Below are 16,391 nucleotides of genomic sequence, written 5' to 3'. Positions count from 1 at the left end.
ACGCCAGGCTCCTCTGCTCACCTGCCCGTGGGCAAGGGCTCGATGCATGCGATCGGGGCCGTGCCGGAAGGGATGTCGGGCTAGCCCCGCCCCCACTCCCAGTGCTAGCTTCTCGACTGTTTGTGGGGGGAAGACGTGGCCGTATCGATGGAGATAAGGAGTCATGTCGATGAGATCACTGCACATCGCCATACGCGCGGGGATGCCCGCGCTGCTCGTCGCGGCGCTGGTCGCCGCCGGAGCCACCTCCGCTGAGGCCACCACCGTCACCGCCCCGAAGCCGCCGGCCGGGTCGGTGCAGGTGGTCGTCTCGGGGCTGGACAACCCGCGTGGCCTGTCGTTCGGGACCGGCGGGCAGCTGTTTATCGCCGAAGCCGGGCACGGCGGGTCGTTGCCGTTGGGCGGCGGACCCGAAGGGGACCAGTACGCGGGCCTCACCGGCAAGCTCGGGGTGTGGAAGAACGGCGTGCTGACGCATCCCATCACCGGGTTCTTCTCGGCTGCCGACCAGTCCGGCGCAGCCGCCGAAGGCCTGGTGTCCGTCGACGCGCAGGGGAGGTGGGTGACCGGGCAGATCGCGCTGAACACCGCGCCGATCCCGCCGGTGCCGCCGGGCAACCCGATCGTGGACGCCGCGCGGGCGCAGCTCGGTCGCACGGTGGCGCTGGACCCGTCGTCGGGGACCTGGTCGCCGATCGCCTCCACGGGGGATGCCGACTACGCCTGGACCGCCGCGCACAAGGACCTGGTCCCAGACCAGTTCCCTGACGCCAACCCGAACTCGGTGATCACCGTCGGCAACACCCGCTACGTCGCGGACGCCGGCGCCAACATCCTCGCCAAGGTGGACAAGTACGGCGCCGTTTCGACGGTGGCGTTCATGCCCGCTCCGGCCGGGTCGGTCACGGACGGCGTGAGCACCTGCGTCGCCAAAGCTCCCGACGGCTCGTTCTACGTGACGGAGCTGCTGGGCGGCACGTACGCGCCGGGTGGCGCTCGCGTCTGGCAGGTCTGGCCGGACGGCACCGCACGGGTCAAGTGGACGGGCTTCAGCACCATCCAGGGCTGCGGTTTCGACGGATCGGGCAACTTCTACGTCACGGAGTTCCAGATCAACGGACTGAACCCGAGCCCGACCGGCGACCCGACCGGGGCGCTCGTGAAGATCAGCCCGAGCGGGCAGCGCACCACCTACGGGGTCGGACAGCTGTTCTTCCCGTCGGGCTTCGCCTTCCGCGGTGGCAGCGCCTACGTGTCGAACTGGTCGATCATGCCGGCCACCGGGATGAACGGCCACAGCGGGCAGGTCGTCCGCATCAACGTGGGGGAGTGAGCGCCGAAGAGCATGTCGTCGGCCCGGGTGTCCATGTGGGCACCCGGGCCGCGACGTCGCGGGCGTAGTCTGAGACGACGGAGCCACCGTGGCGCCCATGAGGGAGCCACCATGTCGGCCGATTCCCGTTCTTCCGTACCGTTGACGCTCGGCGTCCTCGCCACCTCCGCGAAGCCGGACGAGCGGCGGCTGCCCCTGCATCCGGCACGCCTCGACCGCATCCCGGCCGAGCTACGTGAGCGCATCGTGCTCGAGACCGGGTACGGCTCCCGGTTCGGCGCGACCGACGACGCGTTGCGTCCCTTGGTCGGACGCATCGCCTCCCGCGCCGACGTGATCGCGTCGAGCGATATCGTGCTGCTGCCCAAGCCGCAGCCCTCCGACCTGGACGACCTGCGCGACGGCCAGGTGCTCTGGGGGTGGCCGCACTGCGTGCAAGACACGCAGATCACGCAGCGGGCCATCGACAAGCGCCTGACGTTGATCGCCTTCGAGGCGATGAACCACTGGACGAGCAGCGGCAACTTCGCCCTGCACGTCTTCCACGTCAATAACGAGCTCGCCGGGTACTGCTCGGTGGTCCATGCTCTCGGGCTGGTCGGCCGCACCGGCGACTACGGCCGGCGCCTCAACGCCGTCGTCATCGGTTTCGGAGCGACCGCCCGCGGCGCGGTGACCGCGCTGAACGCCCACGGCATCCACGACGTGCAGGTCCTCACCAACCGGGAGGTCGCCGCGGTCGGCTCGCCCATCCACTCCGTCCGCATCGTGCAGTTCGACCACGATGACGACGCTCCGTTCCTCAGTCACGTCATCACCGACGCCGGGAGGGTGCCGCTCGCCCCGTTCCTCGCCCAGGCGGACATCGTCGTGAACTGCACCCTGCAGGATCCGAACGCGCCCCTCACCTACCTGACGGAGGACGATCTCGAGGCGTTCGCCCCCGGAAGCCTGATCGTCGACGTCTCCTGCGACGAGGGGATGGGGTTCAGCTGGGCGCGCTCGACCACCTTCGCCGATCCCATCTTCGAGGTCGGCGACCGTGTGCAGTACTACGCCGTCGACCACAGTCCGTCCTACCTCTGGGACTCGGCGACCTGGGAGATCGGAGAGGCGTTGACGCCGTTCCTGGAGGTCGTGATGGCCGGGCCCGACGCGTGGCAGGCCGACCCGACCATCCGTCGTGCGATCGAGATCCAGGACGGGCTCGTCGTGAACCCGGCGATCCTCACCTTCCAGAACCGCGAGCCCCTGCCGCCGTACCGGGAGACCCTCCGTCGCTGACGATGAGCACGCGGGGCCCTTACGCGCGGCGCGACCTAGCTGCTAATGTCGCGCCCAAATCCGGCAAAGGCGCTGAGTACACGATTCTCGATGCTCAGAGGAGCCGAACGTGAACATCCGGATGCACTCCCGAACCATCGCGGCCACCACTGCCGCTCTCCTGGGCGCCGCCCTGATCGTCGGGGTTCCCACGGCGGCGCATGGGGCGCCCCTGCCGTATCAGGATCCGAGCAAGAGCGTTTCGACCCGGGTCGCCGACCTGCTGAGCCGCATGACACTGGACGAGAAGATCGGCCAGATGACGCTCATCGAGCGCCGCTGGCTGTCGGATGACGGACTCGCGAGCGGGATGATCGGCGCCGGGTTCTCCGCGGGCACCTCCGCGCCGGCGAGCAACACCGTCGCCGGCTGGGAGGACATGTACGACGGGTTCCAGAGGGCCGCCCTGCGCAACCGGCTCGGGATCCCCATGCTCTACGCGATGGATGCGGTGCACGGCGCTGGGAACGTCTACGGCGCGACGATCTTCCCGCACAACATCGGCCTGGGCGCGACGCACGACCCGGCGCTCGTCCAGCGGATCGGCCACGCCGTCGCCCAGGAGGTGAGCGCCCTCGGGATCGACATGAACTTCGCGCCGACGGTCGCCGTCGTGCGGAACGATCGCTGGGGCCGCACGTACGAGTCGTTCGGCGAGGACCCGGCTCTCGTCTCGTCGATGACGACCATGGTGACGGGGGAGCAGGGCTCGTCCCTGTCCGCGCCGGACTCCATCCTGGCGCTGACCAAGCACTACGTCGGGGACGGCGGGACGACCGGCGGGAAGGACCGCGGCGACACGCAGCTGAGCGAGGCCGACCTGCGCGCCATCCACCTGCCTCCCTTCCGCGAGGCGGTGCGCCGCGGTGTCGCGGCGGTGATGGTGAGCTATTCGAGCTGGAACGGCGCGCGGCTCCACGGGGACAAGTACCTGCTGACCGATGTGCTGAAGAACGAACTCGGCTTCTCCGGCATTCTTGTCTCCGACTACGGCGGCGTGGACTACCTGGACGGCGACAAGACCACCCTCTCGGCCTACGACGTGCGCACGGCGGTCAACGCGGGAATCGACCTCGTCATGGTGCCCGACGAGTACTCGCAGTTCCACGCCGAACTGGTGGCGGAGGTCCACGCCGGGCGCGTCTCGCGAGCACGCATCGACGACGCGGTCTCGCGCATCCTGACCAAGAAGTTCCAGAAGGGACTGTTCGAGCATCCCTACGCCGACCGGTCCCTCGCCGGCCAGGTCGGCTCGGCCGCGCACCGTGCGCTGGCGCGGCAGGCCGTCGCCGAGTCGACGGTCGTGCTGAAGAACGAGCGCGGACTCCTGCCCCTGCCCAGAAGTGCGAGCAAGGTCTTCGTGGCGGGAAGTGGCGCCGACGACATCGGACAGCAGTCCGGGGGATGGACGATGGGCTGGCAGGGCTCGCTCGGCCCGATCGAACCGGGGACGACCATCCTCGGAGGGATCCGCGCCGCGGTGTCTGCGGGCACAACGGTCACGTACTCTCCGGACGGGTCGGGCATCGACGACAGCTACCACGACGCCGTCGTCGTGGTCGGCGAGAAACCGTACGCGGAATACGAGGGCGACGACACCGGCGACATGCGCCTGAGCGCGTCCGACCGGGCCCTCATCGATCGCGTCGCGGCGTCGGGAGTGCCGGTGACGCTCGTGCTGCTGAGCGGACGCCCTCTCGACATCGACGAGCAGATCGGATCCGTGCGCGCTGCCGTCGAGGCGTGGCTGCCGGGCACGGAAGGGGCCGGCGTCGCGGACGTGCTGTACGGCGGCGTTCGGGCGACCGGGACACTGCCGGTGACGTGGATGCACGACGCCGGACAGCAGCCCATCAACGCGGGGGACGGGCAGAACGCCCTCTTCTCGGCGGGCTACGGGCTCCATCCCGCGACCGGCCAGTCCGCGTACGACACGATCGGCGCCGTCTACTACGACGACCAGCGCGGGACGGTCACCGAGAACTGCAGCGACACGGCGTGCGGGCGCGCGCTCGCGCACCTCGCCGACGGCGACTTCGCCGGGTGGTTCGACGTGGACTTCGGGGGCACGGCTCCGCGATCGGTCTCGGTTCGCCTCGCCTCCGGTGCGACCGCGACGGGGACGATCGAGGTGCGCACGGGTTCCCCCGCAGGGCCGGTGCTCGCCCGGATCCCCGTCTCCTCGACCGGAGGATGGCAGCGATGGGTGACGAAGACCGTGCCGCTCGGCCTCTCACCGACCGGTGCCGACCGCGTCTACCTGCGATTCGTCGGCGCCGGGACCGGTACCGCGAACGAGTTCGTCAACGTCAACTGGCTCGTGTTCTCGCACTAGCGGCTCACGGGTGGCCTGCTCGGCGGGGGAGCCTCGCGATCGCGGTCGCGATCCTCCCGGCGTCGATTCCCAGCTGGCGGAGGTTGCCGGTCAGCGGATTCGAATACCCGAGGAAGAACAGGCCCGGGTGCGCGGGAAGCTGCGCGTCTGCGTTCACCAGCGGACGACCGTTCGGGGCGAGGACGCCGAGGTCGCCGACCAGCGGCTCGAGGCCGCGACGGAACCCGGTGGCGAGGACGATCGCCTCGGGGTGCAGCTCGGTGCCGTCGGAGAGCACCACGGCATCCGGGGTGAATCGCGAGACCGCCGGCACCACTGTCACACGGCCGGCTCTGAGCGCGCGCAGCAGGCCGACGTCGAGCGTCGGCGTCACGTCATCGCGTGCCTGCTGGGTGGCGATCCCGCGTGGTGCTTTCGGGATGCCGTACGCGCGCAGGTCGCCCACGGCCACGCGTTGCAGCCCACCCGCGAGCGCATCCTGCACCCTCAGCGGGAATGCCGCCATCGACAGGATGAGGGCCTGGCTGGGGATGCCGAGCACCGCGCGGCGCACGATGTTCGGCGGGGTGCGGACCGCCAGCGACACCGTGACTCCCGCCTCGGCGAGGTCCGCCGCGATCTCCGCGCCGCTGTTGCCGGGTCCGACGACGAGCACGTCGCGCGCGCCGAGGGATCGCGGGTTCCGGTATGCGCTCGAATGCAGCACCGTGCCGCGGTAGGCGTCGAGCCCGGGCCACTCGGCGAGCTTAGGGCTGTGGTTGTAACCCGTCGCGATGACGACGGCGTCGGCCGCGATGGCGCCGCGCTCGTCTCCTCTGCTCCACGCGACCCGCCACAGGTCTCCGTCCCGCTCGACGGAGAGAGCGGTGACACCCAACCGGACGCCGAGATCGTGCACGGCGGCGTACTGGGTGAGGTAGCTCAGCACGTCGTCGCGCGCGACCCAGCGACCGTAGCGGCGCGGGATGCGGAAGCCGGGCAGCCCGGAGAGCCGTCGCGAGGTGTGCAGGTGCAGGCGGTCGTAGTGGCCGGCCCAGCTCGATCCCACCCGGTCGGCCTTGTCGATGACGACGGCCTCGATGCCCGCGCGCTTCAGCTCGGCGGCGGCGGAGAGCCCGGCGGGGCCGGCCCCGATGACCAGCGCCGGGATACGGGAAGGGAGAGCGTCGGCGCCCACGGGAGTCACCCTAGCTCCGGCTGCCGCGGCCCGCACCGCCCGCGCCGGCTTCCGGGGATCGCGCGGTACGCCGCCGCTGATTCACCCGCTGCACGACCAGGGTCGCCACCCCGCCGAGGGTGATCGCGGCGAGGTTGACGACCAGCTGGATGAGCGCACCGACGGCCTGCTCTGCGGCCCCGTACGCGAGGGCGACGGCGGCGTTCGCGGCGGCCGGGATCGTCGTCACCGAGATCAGCACCCCGATGAGCGCACCCGACTTCGCCGTCGACAGTGAGAGCAGACCGGCGATGCCGGCGAGGAGACCGACCACCCAGCTGAGCGCGTTCGGTCTCCAGATGAAATCCGTCAGCGGCCGGGAGTGCAGCAGGTCGGCGGGTGACATCAGGTGCAGCGCGGTCAGGAGCCAGGTGAAGAGCATGGTGATCGCGATGGCGACGGCGAACCCGACGGCGAGAGCGAGAACGGATTGCGCGATCATCCGGCCTCGCCACCGCACGAGCCCCACCGAGAGTGCGGCGAGCGGGCCGAAGTCCGGGCCGACGACCATCGCGCCGACGATGAGGATCGGCTCGTCGAAGACCACGCCGATCGCGCCGATCATGGTGGCGACCGACATGAACGTGAGGAAGGTGGGGGAGAGGCTGGTCTCCTCGTGCGTGCGCTGCTCGATCTCCTGCCACACCACGGCGTCGGCGGCGTGGCCGGGGGCGGCTCGGCTTGCTCGCTTCGCCGCATCCGAGATCTCGACGCCGATGTCGTCGACGGAGATCGAACCCTCGTGCTGCACGCCGAGTTGCTGAAGCCGGTCCAGAAGGTCGCTCAAGCCTTCGCGGGCGACATCGCAGAGCACCAGATCGCCGGCAGGCCGGGTGGCGGCCTTCGGAATGCGGACGATGCTGGTCGTCGCAACACTGTCCTCGAGGGCGGTGAGCACCTGGTCGACCAGGTCGGCGGGGGCGATGATTCGCAGATGCTGCACGTGGCCAGTGTCGCCGCAATCGAGCCGCGCGTGTCGCGATCGGGGGTGTGTCGGTGAAGGCCGCCGTTCAGGGGACGATGTTCGATCTCCGCCCATCCATCGGAATAGTGGGCATGTGCCCGCGGTTCGCCCCAGAGGCCTCGGCCCGGGAGGACCGTCCTGTGTTCCAGACCGGCCGTGCGCATCCCCGACAGAAAGGCACTGCCCTCGATGAACTTGTTCTCCCCCGTCTCGCTCGGCGACCTCCAGCTTCCCAACCGCGTCGTGATGGCGCCGCTCACCCGCACCCGTTCGGGCGAGGCCGGCATCCCCGGGCCGCTGGTGGCTGAGCACTACGGGCAGCGGGCGAGCGTGGGCCTGATCATCTCCGAGGGCACCTACCCGAGCCATGAGTCCCGCGCGTAGCCCGGCCAGCCGGGCATCGTCACGGACGAGCAGATCGCCGGATGGCGCGCTGTCGCGGAGGCCGTGCACGCCGAGGGCGGACGCATCGTCATGCAGCTCATGCACAGCGGCCGCGTGTCGCATCCGCTGATCACCGGGACCGACCGCATCGTCGCCCCGAGCGCCGTCGCGATCGCGGGGGAGACCCACACCGCCACCGGCAAGATCGCCTACCCGGTGCCGCACGCCCTCACCACGGAGGAGCTCGCGGCCGTGCGCGACGAGTTCGTCGCGGCGGCGAAGAACGCGATCGCCGCCGGCCTCGACGGCGTGGAGGTCCACGGCGCCAACGGGTACCTGCTGCACCAGTTCCTGTCCCCGGTGTCCAATGTGCGCGACGACCGGTACGGAGGCTCCCCGCAGGCGCGTGCCCGGTTCGTCGTCGAGGTGACCACCGCGATCGCCGAGGCCGTGGGCGCCGGCCGGGTGGGCATCCGCCTGTCGCCGATGCACAACATCCAGGATGTCTTCGAGACCGACCTCGACGACGCGACCGCCACCTACGAGGCCGTGGTCGACGGACTCGCGCCGCTCGGACTCGCCTACGTGAGCGTGCTGCACGCCGAGCCCACCGGCACCCTCGTGCAGGATCTGCGCGAGCGCTTCGGCGGCCCGTTCATCGTGAACAGCGGGTTCGGCTCGGTGACCTCGCGCGACGAGGCGATCACCCTGGTCGAGGAGGCCCACGCGGATGCGGTGGCCGTCGGCCGTCTCGCGATCGCGAACCCTGACCTCGTCGAGCGCTGGAAGGGCGAGCACCCGGAGAACCAGCCGAACCCGGCGACGTTCTACGGGCCGGGAGCCGAGGGCTACACGGACTACCCGCGCCTGAGCGCGTGACCGTCGGGGCGCTGCTTACGACAGCGTCGGCGCCGGCGCGAACCGTTCCACCCCGGTGACCCGGAGCAGGTCGAGCTTGGCCGCGTCGTCGGTGCCGGGCGCCGCGGTGTAGACGACGATGCGCAGGTCGCCGTCGGGCACGGTCAGAACGTCGCAGTCCACGGTGATCGCGCCCACGATCGTGTCCGTCATCGTCTTCCGGCTGGAGCGGTGCGCGGCCACGCGTGCTTCGCCCCAGCGGCGGTCGAAGTCGGGGGAGGCCGCCCGCAGCCGGGCGATAAGCCGGCCGAGGTCGGGGTCGGCGGGATAGCGGCCGTGGGCCTGGCGGAGGTCGGCGACGAGGTCGGACGAGAACTCCTCGGCGTGCACGTCGTCGAACTCGACGCCCGGATGGCCGTGGGTGAAGTGCCGCCACACGAGGTTGCGGTCGAGGCCCGTGACCTCGGACGGGTCTTTGAGCAGAGCCGCCCACAGGGGGTTCCAGACCAGGAAGTCCCAGGCCGCCGAGAACACGGCGAGGGGCGCATCCCCGATCCGGTCCAGGATGCGCTGCACTCCCGGCGTGAGGTGCTTCGGCACGTTGCCTGCCGGCGACGACACCGCCCCGGCGACGCGGAACAGGTGGTCCCGCTCCTCGCCGGAGAGGCGGAGCGCCCGGGCCAGCGCGGTGAGGAGCTGAGGCGAGGGGTTCGTCGCGCGTCCCTGCTCCAGGCGGACGATGTAGTCGACGCTCACCCCGGCGAGCGCCGCGAGCTCTTCCCGGCGCAGGCCCGGGGTGCGTCTGCCGGGGCCCGCGGGCAGTCCGACCTCGACCGGGTCGACCCGGTCCCGCCAGGACCGCAGCACGACCGCGAACTCGCTCATGCGAACATCGTACGTCCGGGCGCCCGCGCCATCCTGGTACTGCCGGTACCCCCGACGAGCGGTGCCTGGGCATCCTCTCGGCGGGCGCGGAGGATCGGAGCATGACGACGACACTGATCACAGGATCCAACCGCGGCCTCGGCCTCGAGACCGCCCGCCGACTCATCGAGGCCGGACACACCGTCTACGCCGGGATGCGCGACACCGCGAGCGGGGAGGCGGCGCGATCGCTAGGCGCCATCCCCGTCGCCCTCGACGTGACCGACCAGGGCAGTGTGGATGCGGCGGTCGCCTCCCTGCCCGAGCTGGACGTGCTCGTCAACAACGCGGGCGTGCTCGGTCCGTCGCGTGGCGGGGTGGACGACCTGGACGCCGAGTCGATGCAGCAGACCCTCGACACGAATGTGGTCGGGCTCATCCGCGTCACCCAGGCGTGCCTGCCCCTGCTCCGCCGCTCGGCGGCGCCGGTCATCGTGAACGTCGCCTCGGGCGTCGGCTGGCCGCGATGGCTGTCCACGCCGGGGCACGACGAGTACGCGGTGCTGGGCATCCCCTACGCCGCGGCAAAAGCGGCGGTCATCGCGCTGACGGTGCAGTACGCGAAGAGCCTGCCCGGGTTCCGCGTGAACGCCAGCGACCCGGGCTACACCGCCACGGAGTTCAACGGGTACAGCGGACACCAGACCATCCAGGAAGGGACGGATGCCACGGTGATGCTGGCCACGATCGGTCCGGACGGGCCGACCGGCGAGTTCCACAACCGGTCGGGGCGCATCGAGTACTGAGCACGGGTCAGGTCGGAACCGTTGGCCGGCGGCGGGGCCGCGGCGCAGAATAGGGCCACCCGGCTGCGGGGGCCGGGCGTCCATCCGGGAGGCGCAATGTCCGAGAGCACGCGAGACGACCTCGGTCACCGGATGCTGCGCATGACGGGGCGGGACCCCGGCGAGTCCCACCGCGCGGCGACACCGCTGGAGCTCCTGTTCGATCTGACCTTCGTGATCGCGTTCGGTCAAGCGGGCGACCAGCTCGCGCACCTGCTCGCCGAGGGGCACGTCTGGCCGGGGATCGGCGCCTTCTCGTTCGCGATGTTCGCGATCTGCTGGGCCTGGATCAACTTCTCGTGGTTCGCGTCGGCCTACGACACCGACGACTGGTTCTATCGCGTGACGACGATGGTGCAGATGGTCGGCGTGGTCGTGCTGGCGCTCGGGCTGCCCGAGCTGTTCGCGTCGGTCGACGCGGGGGAGGGGTTCGCGGTCGGTGTGCTCGTGGCGGGCTACGTCGTGATGCGCATCGCGCTGGTGGCCCAGTGGCTCCGGGCTGCCGCGCAGGACCCGCCCCGGCGCCGCGTCGCCCTCGTCTACGCGGCGTCGGTGACGACGGCCCAGGTCGGCTGGGTGCTGCTGGCGCTCGCGCGGCCGAGTTTCGAGACGGTGCTGCTGATCGCGCCGCTGCTGTACGTGATCGAGCTGGGCGGACCGGTCCTCGCCGAGGTGCGGCTCGGCGGGACGCCCTGGAACGCCGGCCACATCGCCGAACGCTACGGTCTGCTCACCATCATCGCGCTCGGCGAGGTGCTGTTCGGGACGGTCACGTCGGTCGCCGCGCTGGTCGAGAAGCAGGGGTGGAGCGTCCAGGCCGCACTGGTCGCCCTGGCCGGCGTCGGGCTGACGTTCGGGCTCTGGTGGACGTACTTCATCATCCCGTCGTCGGAGATCCTCCGCCGCCACCGCCGTCGGGCGGTGGCCTGGGGGTACAGCCACATCCTGCTCTTCGCCTCGATCGCGGCGACCGGAGCCGGGCTGCACGTCGTCGCGTACGAGATCGAGGGGGTCGGTGAGCTCGGGGTGGCCGGCGCCGTGGCGAGCGCGGCGGTTCCGGTGCTCGTGTTCTCGGTGGTCCTGTTCCTGCTGTACACGTATCTCGTGCACGAAGGGGATCCGTTCCACCTCGGACTCTTCCTGGGCACCGTCGCTGCGCTCGTCGCAGCGGTGTGGCTGGCGGCGGCGGGGGCTCCGATCGGGGTGAGCCTCATCCTGATCGCCCTGTCTCCCGCGGTCGTCGTCGTCGGGTACGAGACGGTGGGGCACCGGCACCAGGCGGCGGCGCTGGCGCGTCAGCTCGCGTGAGAGTCTGCCGAATGATCGGGCATCGAAAGGCCACGCCGGCTCGAACCCTCGCGCAGGAGCAGCCGGAGCAGGCTGGGCTTCTCGTCGAACGTGCCGACGGCGCAGACCTTCCGCACGAACTCGTCGGAGTCGAGCTGCCTCCGCATGGCCTCGGCGAGGTCCGCTCGGGAGGTGAACGACGCGTTCAGGTAGTCCTCCGCCGTTCGGTACTCCGTCACCTGCGCCGTCTCGAACAGGCCGCTCGGGCGCATGATGGTCCACTCCGTATCGGAGGCCCGGACGAGCGCCTCCATCCGCGCCATGTCGGCGTACACCGTCCGGCCGAAGTACCGGACGAGCGGTCCGGCGACCTTGTCGACCAGGAACCCGCCGTGGGGTCCCAGCTGCGGCTCGACCAGGCTCGCGCTCACGCAGACCAGCCTCCGGACCGCGTGACGCTCCATGGCTGAGAGGATGTGGGCGGCGCCCTCCGAGTAGACCGTGACCGGCCCGCGGCTGTACGGGACCCCGAGACTGGAAAGCACGGCATCGTGCCCAGCGACGGCCGTGCTCACGGCATCCACGTCATGGACGTCGGCGGCCACCACCCGCAGTGCGGCGCCGAACCGGGGAAACGCGTCCGGCCGACGGGTCACGGCGGTGACCGTGTGGCCCGCCTGCAGGGACTGGCTCACGAGCAAGCGGCCGGTCGGCCCGTTCGCCCCGAATACGACGATCCTCATTGCGGCAGTCCTTCCGGTATGCTTCAGACAACCGATTGTATGAGGACGATATCATATGAATCTCGTAACAAATAGTCCTGCCGAACGCACGGACGTGCTGCGCGGCGCGGTCCGGGATGTCCGGGTCCAGCTCTCGGTGCTCAATCACCACGTCGCCGCGCGGGCCGGCGTGAAGGATGCCGACTTCGACTGCCTGGACCTCATCTCCATCCACGGGCCGCTGAGTCCTGGAGCGCTCTCCAAGCTGGCGGAACTCCACCCCGCGACGTTGACGGGCATCCTGGACCGCTTGGAGAGCGGGGGATGGATCGCGCGCGAACGGGATCCCCAGGATCGGCGCGCCGTGGTCGTGCGCGTGCTGCCCGACCGGAACGCCGAAGTCTTCGCGCTCTACGCGGGCATGAACTCGCGCTTCGACGAGATCTGCGCGGACTTCTCCGCCGACGAGCTGGATGTGATCGCCGGTTTCCTGGAGAGAGTGCGAGCCGCGGGAGCGGCGGCCGCTGCCGACCTGCGGGGAGCCGACTCGGAGGGCGCGTCTCAGCGATCGGTCTGAGCGGAGCCTCCGCGGTAGCCCGGGTGGACGTCCCGGTCGAGCCCGCGAGCATCCCCGAGCCGGAGGAGAAGTTTGTACAGGCGGTCGCGATCGTCCGCGCTCAGGCCTTCCGTCAGCTCCTCCTCCTGCGCTTCGGCGGCGCTCCTCAGTCTGGTGAGCAGTTCGCGCCCCGGGGCGGTGACGTGCAGCACGAAGTTGCGCCGGTCGGTCGTGCTGCGCTCGCGAGTGATCAGCCCGGCCGCTTCGAGCGAGTCCACCAGCGCTACCACCCGGCTCTGGGCCACGCCGAGCTTCTCCGCGAGCTCGCGCTGGTTCATGTCCGCACCGCGGCCCAGGATGCGCATCGCGCCGGCTTCCGGCGGGGTGATGCCGAGCTCCCGTGCGCGCACGGCGAAGCTCTCGGCGGCCAGCGAGCCCAGCTGGGTGAGGAGGAATCCGATGCGCGCGGGGCGTCTCGCCGGGGTCATGGGATCAGAATAGAGCATTGACTTAATGATTCACATGGTGAAGCATTTGAGCATGACCGAGACAACGACTTCCCGACGGCGCCGACCGGATGGGCCGAACGCCGGCGTGCTCGCCGTCGTCAGCCTCGCGCTGACGATCGCGTCCGTCCTCGTGCCGCCGCTGCTGGCTTCGGGAACCTCCTTCCCGTCGCCCCTCGGATCGACGGCCGCCGTCAGCGGGTACTTCGTGCAGCACCCCGCGGCCGCTTCGGTCGCCGGCTTCCTCGTGTTCGCCGCGTCCGTTCCGCTGGGCATCTACGCGGCGACCGTCTATGCACGGATGCAGCGCCTCGGCATCCGGGTTCCCGGGCCCACGATCGCCCTCGTCGGCGGGATCGCCGCATCCATCCTTCTCTCGATCTCCGGGCTCCTGGCCTGGGCGCTCGGCCAGCCGGTCGCCGGTCGCCCACCCGCGCTCCTGCACACCCTCGACTACGTCGTCTACGCGCTCGGCGGCGTCGGCTTCGTCGGCGGTCTGGGGCTGCTGATCGCCGGGATCGCCGTGCCCGCGCTCATCCTCGGGCTCGCCCCGAGGTGGCTGGCGTGGGCCGGACTCATCCTGGCCGGTCTCAGCGAGCTCTCGTTCTTCGCCCTCCTCATCCCGCAGCTGGCGCTCCTGTTGCCGGTCTGCCGGTTCCTCGGGCTCGCGTGGCTGTCGGTGGTCGGCTTCCTGCTGCCCCGCGACCGTCACGATGTGCCGCGGCGCGGGACCCGTGCCGGCACGGCGCCGAGCGCGTCGGAGGTCGGGCGGTGAACCGCCTGGACGGGCGGGTGGCCTGGGTCACCGGCAGCTCTCGCGGGATCGGCGAGGCGATCGCGGTGGCGTTCGCGCAGGCCGGGGCGGCCGTCGCGGTACACGGCAGGGACGAGCGCGCGGCGCAGGCGGTACAGGAGCGCATCACCGCCGCCGGGGGGCGCGCGACCGTCGTCCTCGGCGATGTCACGTCCGCGGCAGACCTCGAGGGGATGGTGGACACGATCGAGTCGGCGCTCGGGCCCATCGACATCCTGGTCGTCAACGCGGGTGGCAATCCCGTTCGCCCCGGCCCGCTCGAAGCCATGAGCATCGAGGAGTGGCGGGGCGCCGTGGATGCGAACCTCACCGCGACCTTCGCCACCATCGCCGCCGTGCTCCCGGTGATGAAGCAGCGCGGACACGGCTCGATCATCACGATCTCCTCCGCCGCCGCGCGACGTCCGACCCCGCAGTCACCGGTCGCTTACGCGGCGGCCAAGGCGGGCGTGGAGCTCCTCACCCAGTGGCTGGCGGCCGAGGCGGGGCCGAGCGGGATCCGCGTGAACTGCGTCGCCCCCGAGACGATCCTGACCGAACGGAACCGGCAGCGGATCCCCGCGGAGATGCAGGAGCGGATGATCGACGCGCACCCGATCCGCCGGCTCGGCACCCCGGAGGATGTCGCCGCCGCGTGCCTGTTCCTCGCGAGCGATCAGTCGGGATGGATCTCGGGGGTGACCCTCGACGTGGCGGGCGGCTCGGTGCTGCGCTGAGGCGCGCTCGAGGGCGGTTGCAGCCACTTGACCCCTTAGGTTGAAAATAGACCTAAGTGTGTCGTAGACTGACCGAGACGTCGGGGCCCTGCGCCCGTTCCTCACCGTGACGTCGCGGCGAGGGCACAAACCGTCGCGTCGATCCCCCGATCGTTCGGGGCCCGCGTATGCAGCTCTCGCCACTGAGGTTCCGCCTCCTCGTCATCTCCCTCCTCGTCGTGTCGTTCCTCGGAGCGCTCGACAACACCGTCGTCAGCACCGCGATCGCGACCGTCGCCGGGCAGCTCGGCGCGCTCGAGCACATGAGCTGGATCGTCGTCGGCTACACGCTCGCGAGCACCGCGCTGCTGCCGGTGCTCGGAAAGCTCGGCGACCGGATCGGGCCGCGCGCGGTCTTCCTCGCCTCCGTCGCCGTGTTCATCCTGTCGTCCGTCGCGTGCGGGTTCGCGAACGGCATCGTCTGGCTGATCGTCGCCCGCGTGGTCCAGGGGATGAGCTCGGCCGGCCTCCAGCTCATGTCGCAGACGATCATCGCCGAGACCACGACCCCACGGCAGCGTCCCAAGTACCTGTCGATCATCGGCGCGGCGTTCCCGGTCGCGATCCTGATCGGACCGGTGCTCGGCGGCATCATCACCGACTACTGGGGCTGGCCGTGGGTCTTCTGGATCAACGCCCCGGTCGGGATCGTGGCGTTCGTCCTCGCGATCATCGCCGTGCCGCACATCCAGCCGGGCCGGTCGGGGAGGTTCGATCTCGCCGGCGCCGTCGCCCTCACCGTCGGTCTGGTCGCGCTGGTGCTCGCCGTGACCGGAATCGGCGACCGCTCGCAGACGGTCGCGACCGTCGTCGCGTTCGCGGTCGCCGTCGTGGCGTTGGCGGCCTTCTTCGTCATCGAGCTGCGGGTGGCGGAGCCGCTCGTCTCGCTCGCCCACTTCCGCGACCGCACGGTCGCCACCGGCACCGCCATCTCGGCCATCGTCGGCATCGGACTGTTCTCGATCACGTCGTACCTGCCCACCTACTTCCAGATGGCGTATCGCACGACCGCGACCGTGTCGGGGCTCGTCCCGATCGCGACGGTGTTCGGGATGCTCGTCAGCAATCTGGCCACCGGGTGGCTGGTGAGCCGCACCGGGCATTATCGCGTCTATCCGCTCGTGGGCACCACGCTCGGCGCCGTCGGCCTCGGTGCGATGGCCCTGCTCCCGGTGGGCGCGCCGCTCTGGGCGCCGACGATCGCGATGGCCGTCGTCGGACTGGGGACGGGCGCCTTCATGAGCCTGATCGTCGCGGTCGTGCAGAGCGCCGTCCCGCGCACCGAGACGGGCTCGATCACCGCCAGCGTCAACCTGGTCCGCCAGGTCGGCGCGACCGTCGCCACCGCGCTGATCGGTGGGATCATCGGCGCGGGCGTCGTCGCGCTGGCGCCCGGCGGGCTCGACCCGGCGACACTGACGCCCGCTGCGGTGCACGCGCAGTCGCCGGAGGTGCAGCAGGAGATCGCCCAGGTCTACCAGGGCATCTTCGTCCCCATCTTCGTCGCGCTCGCCGCGACCTACGTCGTCGGTGTGGTCGCCTCGATCCTGCTGCCGAACAGCCGGCTGTCCGACGACCCCGGCCCGCTGCGCGACGCCGCCACCGAGTCCATCGCCGCCTGACACCAAC

General features: G+C 70.7%; 14 protein-coding genes and 1 pseudogene. 10 read left to right on the top strand and 5 right to left on the bottom strand.

All coding sequences use genetic code 11. From position 1 onward, the window contains the following. Positions 1-169: 169 nt before the first annotated feature. The 3 genes from ACTJI1_RS11375 (at position 170) to ACTJI1_RS11365 (ending at position 4,991) form a co-directional block, all read left to right on the top strand. Positions 170-1,333: a ScyD/ScyE family protein gene (locus ACTJI1_RS11375; RefSeq protein WP_440742716.1), complete on the top strand. Its 1,164-nt coding sequence runs from the start codon at positions 170-172 to the stop codon at positions 1,331-1,333. Between the two features lie 111 nt (positions 1,334-1,444). Further along, positions 1,445-2,617: a N(5)-(carboxyethyl)ornithine synthase gene (locus ACTJI1_RS11370; protein ID WP_440742715.1), complete on the top strand. Its 1,173-nt coding sequence runs from the start codon at positions 1,445-1,447 to the stop codon at positions 2,615-2,617. 109 nt (positions 2,618-2,726) lie between these two features. Beyond that, complete coding sequence (locus tag ACTJI1_RS11365) at positions 2,727-4,991, top strand: glycoside hydrolase family 3 N-terminal domain-containing protein (protein ID WP_440742714.1); 2,265 nt, start codon at positions 2,727-2,729, stop codon at positions 4,989-4,991. Between the two features lie 4 nt (positions 4,992-4,995). Here ACTJI1_RS11365 and ACTJI1_RS11360 read toward each other — a convergent pair whose 3' ends face one another. Both ACTJI1_RS11360 and ACTJI1_RS11355 read right to left on the bottom strand, forming a co-directional pair. Beyond that, positions 4,996-6,168, bottom strand: a complete 1,173-nt coding sequence (locus ACTJI1_RS11360) for a flavin-containing monooxygenase (protein WP_440742713.1) — start codon at positions 6,166-6,168, stop codon at positions 4,996-4,998. Positions 6,169-6,178: 10 nt separating this feature from the next. Further along, positions 6,179-7,150 (bottom strand): DUF389 domain-containing protein, encoded by a 972-nt coding sequence (locus tag ACTJI1_RS11355; protein ID WP_440742712.1) that lies wholly within the window; start codon positions 7,148-7,150, stop codon positions 6,179-6,181. Between the two features lie 210 nt (positions 7,151-7,360). Here ACTJI1_RS11355 and ACTJI1_RS11350 point away from each other — a divergent pair. After that, positions 7,361-8,434, top strand: a pseudogene (locus ACTJI1_RS11350) (alkene reductase). A 15-nt stretch (positions 8,435-8,449) separates the two neighbouring features. Here ACTJI1_RS11350 and ACTJI1_RS11345 read toward each other — a convergent pair. After that, the gene (locus ACTJI1_RS11345; RefSeq protein WP_440742711.1) at positions 8,450-9,298 is read right to left on the bottom strand and encodes a helix-turn-helix transcriptional regulator; all 849 of its coding nucleotides are present in this window, start codon (positions 9,296-9,298) and stop codon (positions 8,450-8,452) included. Between the two features lie 101 nt (positions 9,299-9,399). Between ACTJI1_RS11345 and ACTJI1_RS11340 the strand changes: the two genes are divergently transcribed. Both ACTJI1_RS11340 and ACTJI1_RS11335 read left to right on the top strand, forming a co-directional pair. Continuing rightward, entirely contained in the window at positions 9,400-10,083 is a 684-nt protein-coding gene (locus tag ACTJI1_RS11340) for an SDR family NAD(P)-dependent oxidoreductase (RefSeq protein ID WP_440742710.1), read from the top strand. Positions 10,084-10,179: 96 nt separating this feature from the next. Further along, positions 10,180-11,430 (top strand): low temperature requirement protein A, encoded by a 1,251-nt coding sequence (locus tag ACTJI1_RS11335; protein WP_440742709.1) that lies wholly within the window; start codon positions 10,180-10,182, stop codon positions 11,428-11,430. On the opposite strand, the gene ACTJI1_RS11330 is transcribed toward ACTJI1_RS11335, so the two are convergent. Beyond that, a complete protein-coding gene (locus ACTJI1_RS11330) occupies positions 11,418-12,152 on the bottom strand; it encodes an NAD(P)-dependent oxidoreductase (protein WP_440742708.1) in 735 nt (244 codons plus the stop codon). The two genes, ACTJI1_RS11335 and ACTJI1_RS11330, sit on opposite strands and share 13 nt — an antisense overlap. A 55-nt stretch (positions 12,153-12,207) precedes the next feature. Between ACTJI1_RS11330 and ACTJI1_RS11325 the strand changes: the two genes are divergently transcribed. Next, on the top strand, positions 12,208-12,708 hold the full coding sequence (locus ACTJI1_RS11325; protein WP_440742707.1) for a MarR family winged helix-turn-helix transcriptional regulator: 501 nt from the start codon (positions 12,208-12,210) through the stop codon (positions 12,706-12,708). On the opposite strand, the gene ACTJI1_RS11320 is transcribed toward ACTJI1_RS11325, so the two are convergent. Continuing rightward, positions 12,693-13,175 (bottom strand): MarR family winged helix-turn-helix transcriptional regulator, encoded by a 483-nt coding sequence (locus tag ACTJI1_RS11320; RefSeq protein WP_440742706.1) that lies wholly within the window; start codon positions 13,173-13,175, stop codon positions 12,693-12,695. The genes ACTJI1_RS11325 and ACTJI1_RS11320 overlap by 16 nt on opposite strands. Positions 13,176-13,227: 52 nt before the next feature. Between ACTJI1_RS11320 and ACTJI1_RS11315 the strand changes: the two genes are divergently transcribed. The 3 genes from ACTJI1_RS11315 to ACTJI1_RS11305 all read left to right on the top strand — a co-directional run bounded on the left by ACTJI1_RS11315 (position 13,228) and on the right by ACTJI1_RS11305 (position 16,384). Continuing rightward, positions 13,228-13,968 carry a hypothetical protein gene (locus ACTJI1_RS11315; protein ID WP_440742705.1) on the top strand — a complete coding sequence of 247 codons (741 nt, stop codon included), beginning with the start codon at positions 13,228-13,230 and terminating at the stop codon, positions 13,966-13,968. Then, on the top strand, positions 13,965-14,723 hold the full coding sequence (locus ACTJI1_RS11310) for an SDR family NAD(P)-dependent oxidoreductase (protein WP_440742704.1): 759 nt from the start codon (positions 13,965-13,967) through the stop codon (positions 14,721-14,723). The genes ACTJI1_RS11315 and ACTJI1_RS11310 overlap by 4 nt, the downstream gene beginning before the upstream one ends. A 167-nt stretch (positions 14,724-14,890) precedes the next feature. Further along, the gene (locus tag ACTJI1_RS11305; protein ID WP_440742703.1) at positions 14,891-16,384 is read left to right on the top strand and encodes an MFS transporter; all 1,494 of its coding nucleotides are present in this window, start codon (positions 14,891-14,893) and stop codon (positions 16,382-16,384) included. Positions 16,385-16,391: the final 7 nt, after the last annotated feature.

Origin of the sequence: Leifsonia sp. 22587 (assembly GCF_052044215.1) — a bacterium.
In the GTDB taxonomy this organism is placed as follows: domain Bacteria; phylum Actinomycetota; class Actinomycetes; order Actinomycetales; family Microbacteriaceae; genus Leifsonia; species Leifsonia shinshuensis_C.
This window is presented reverse-complemented; position numbering and strand designations above follow the sequence as displayed.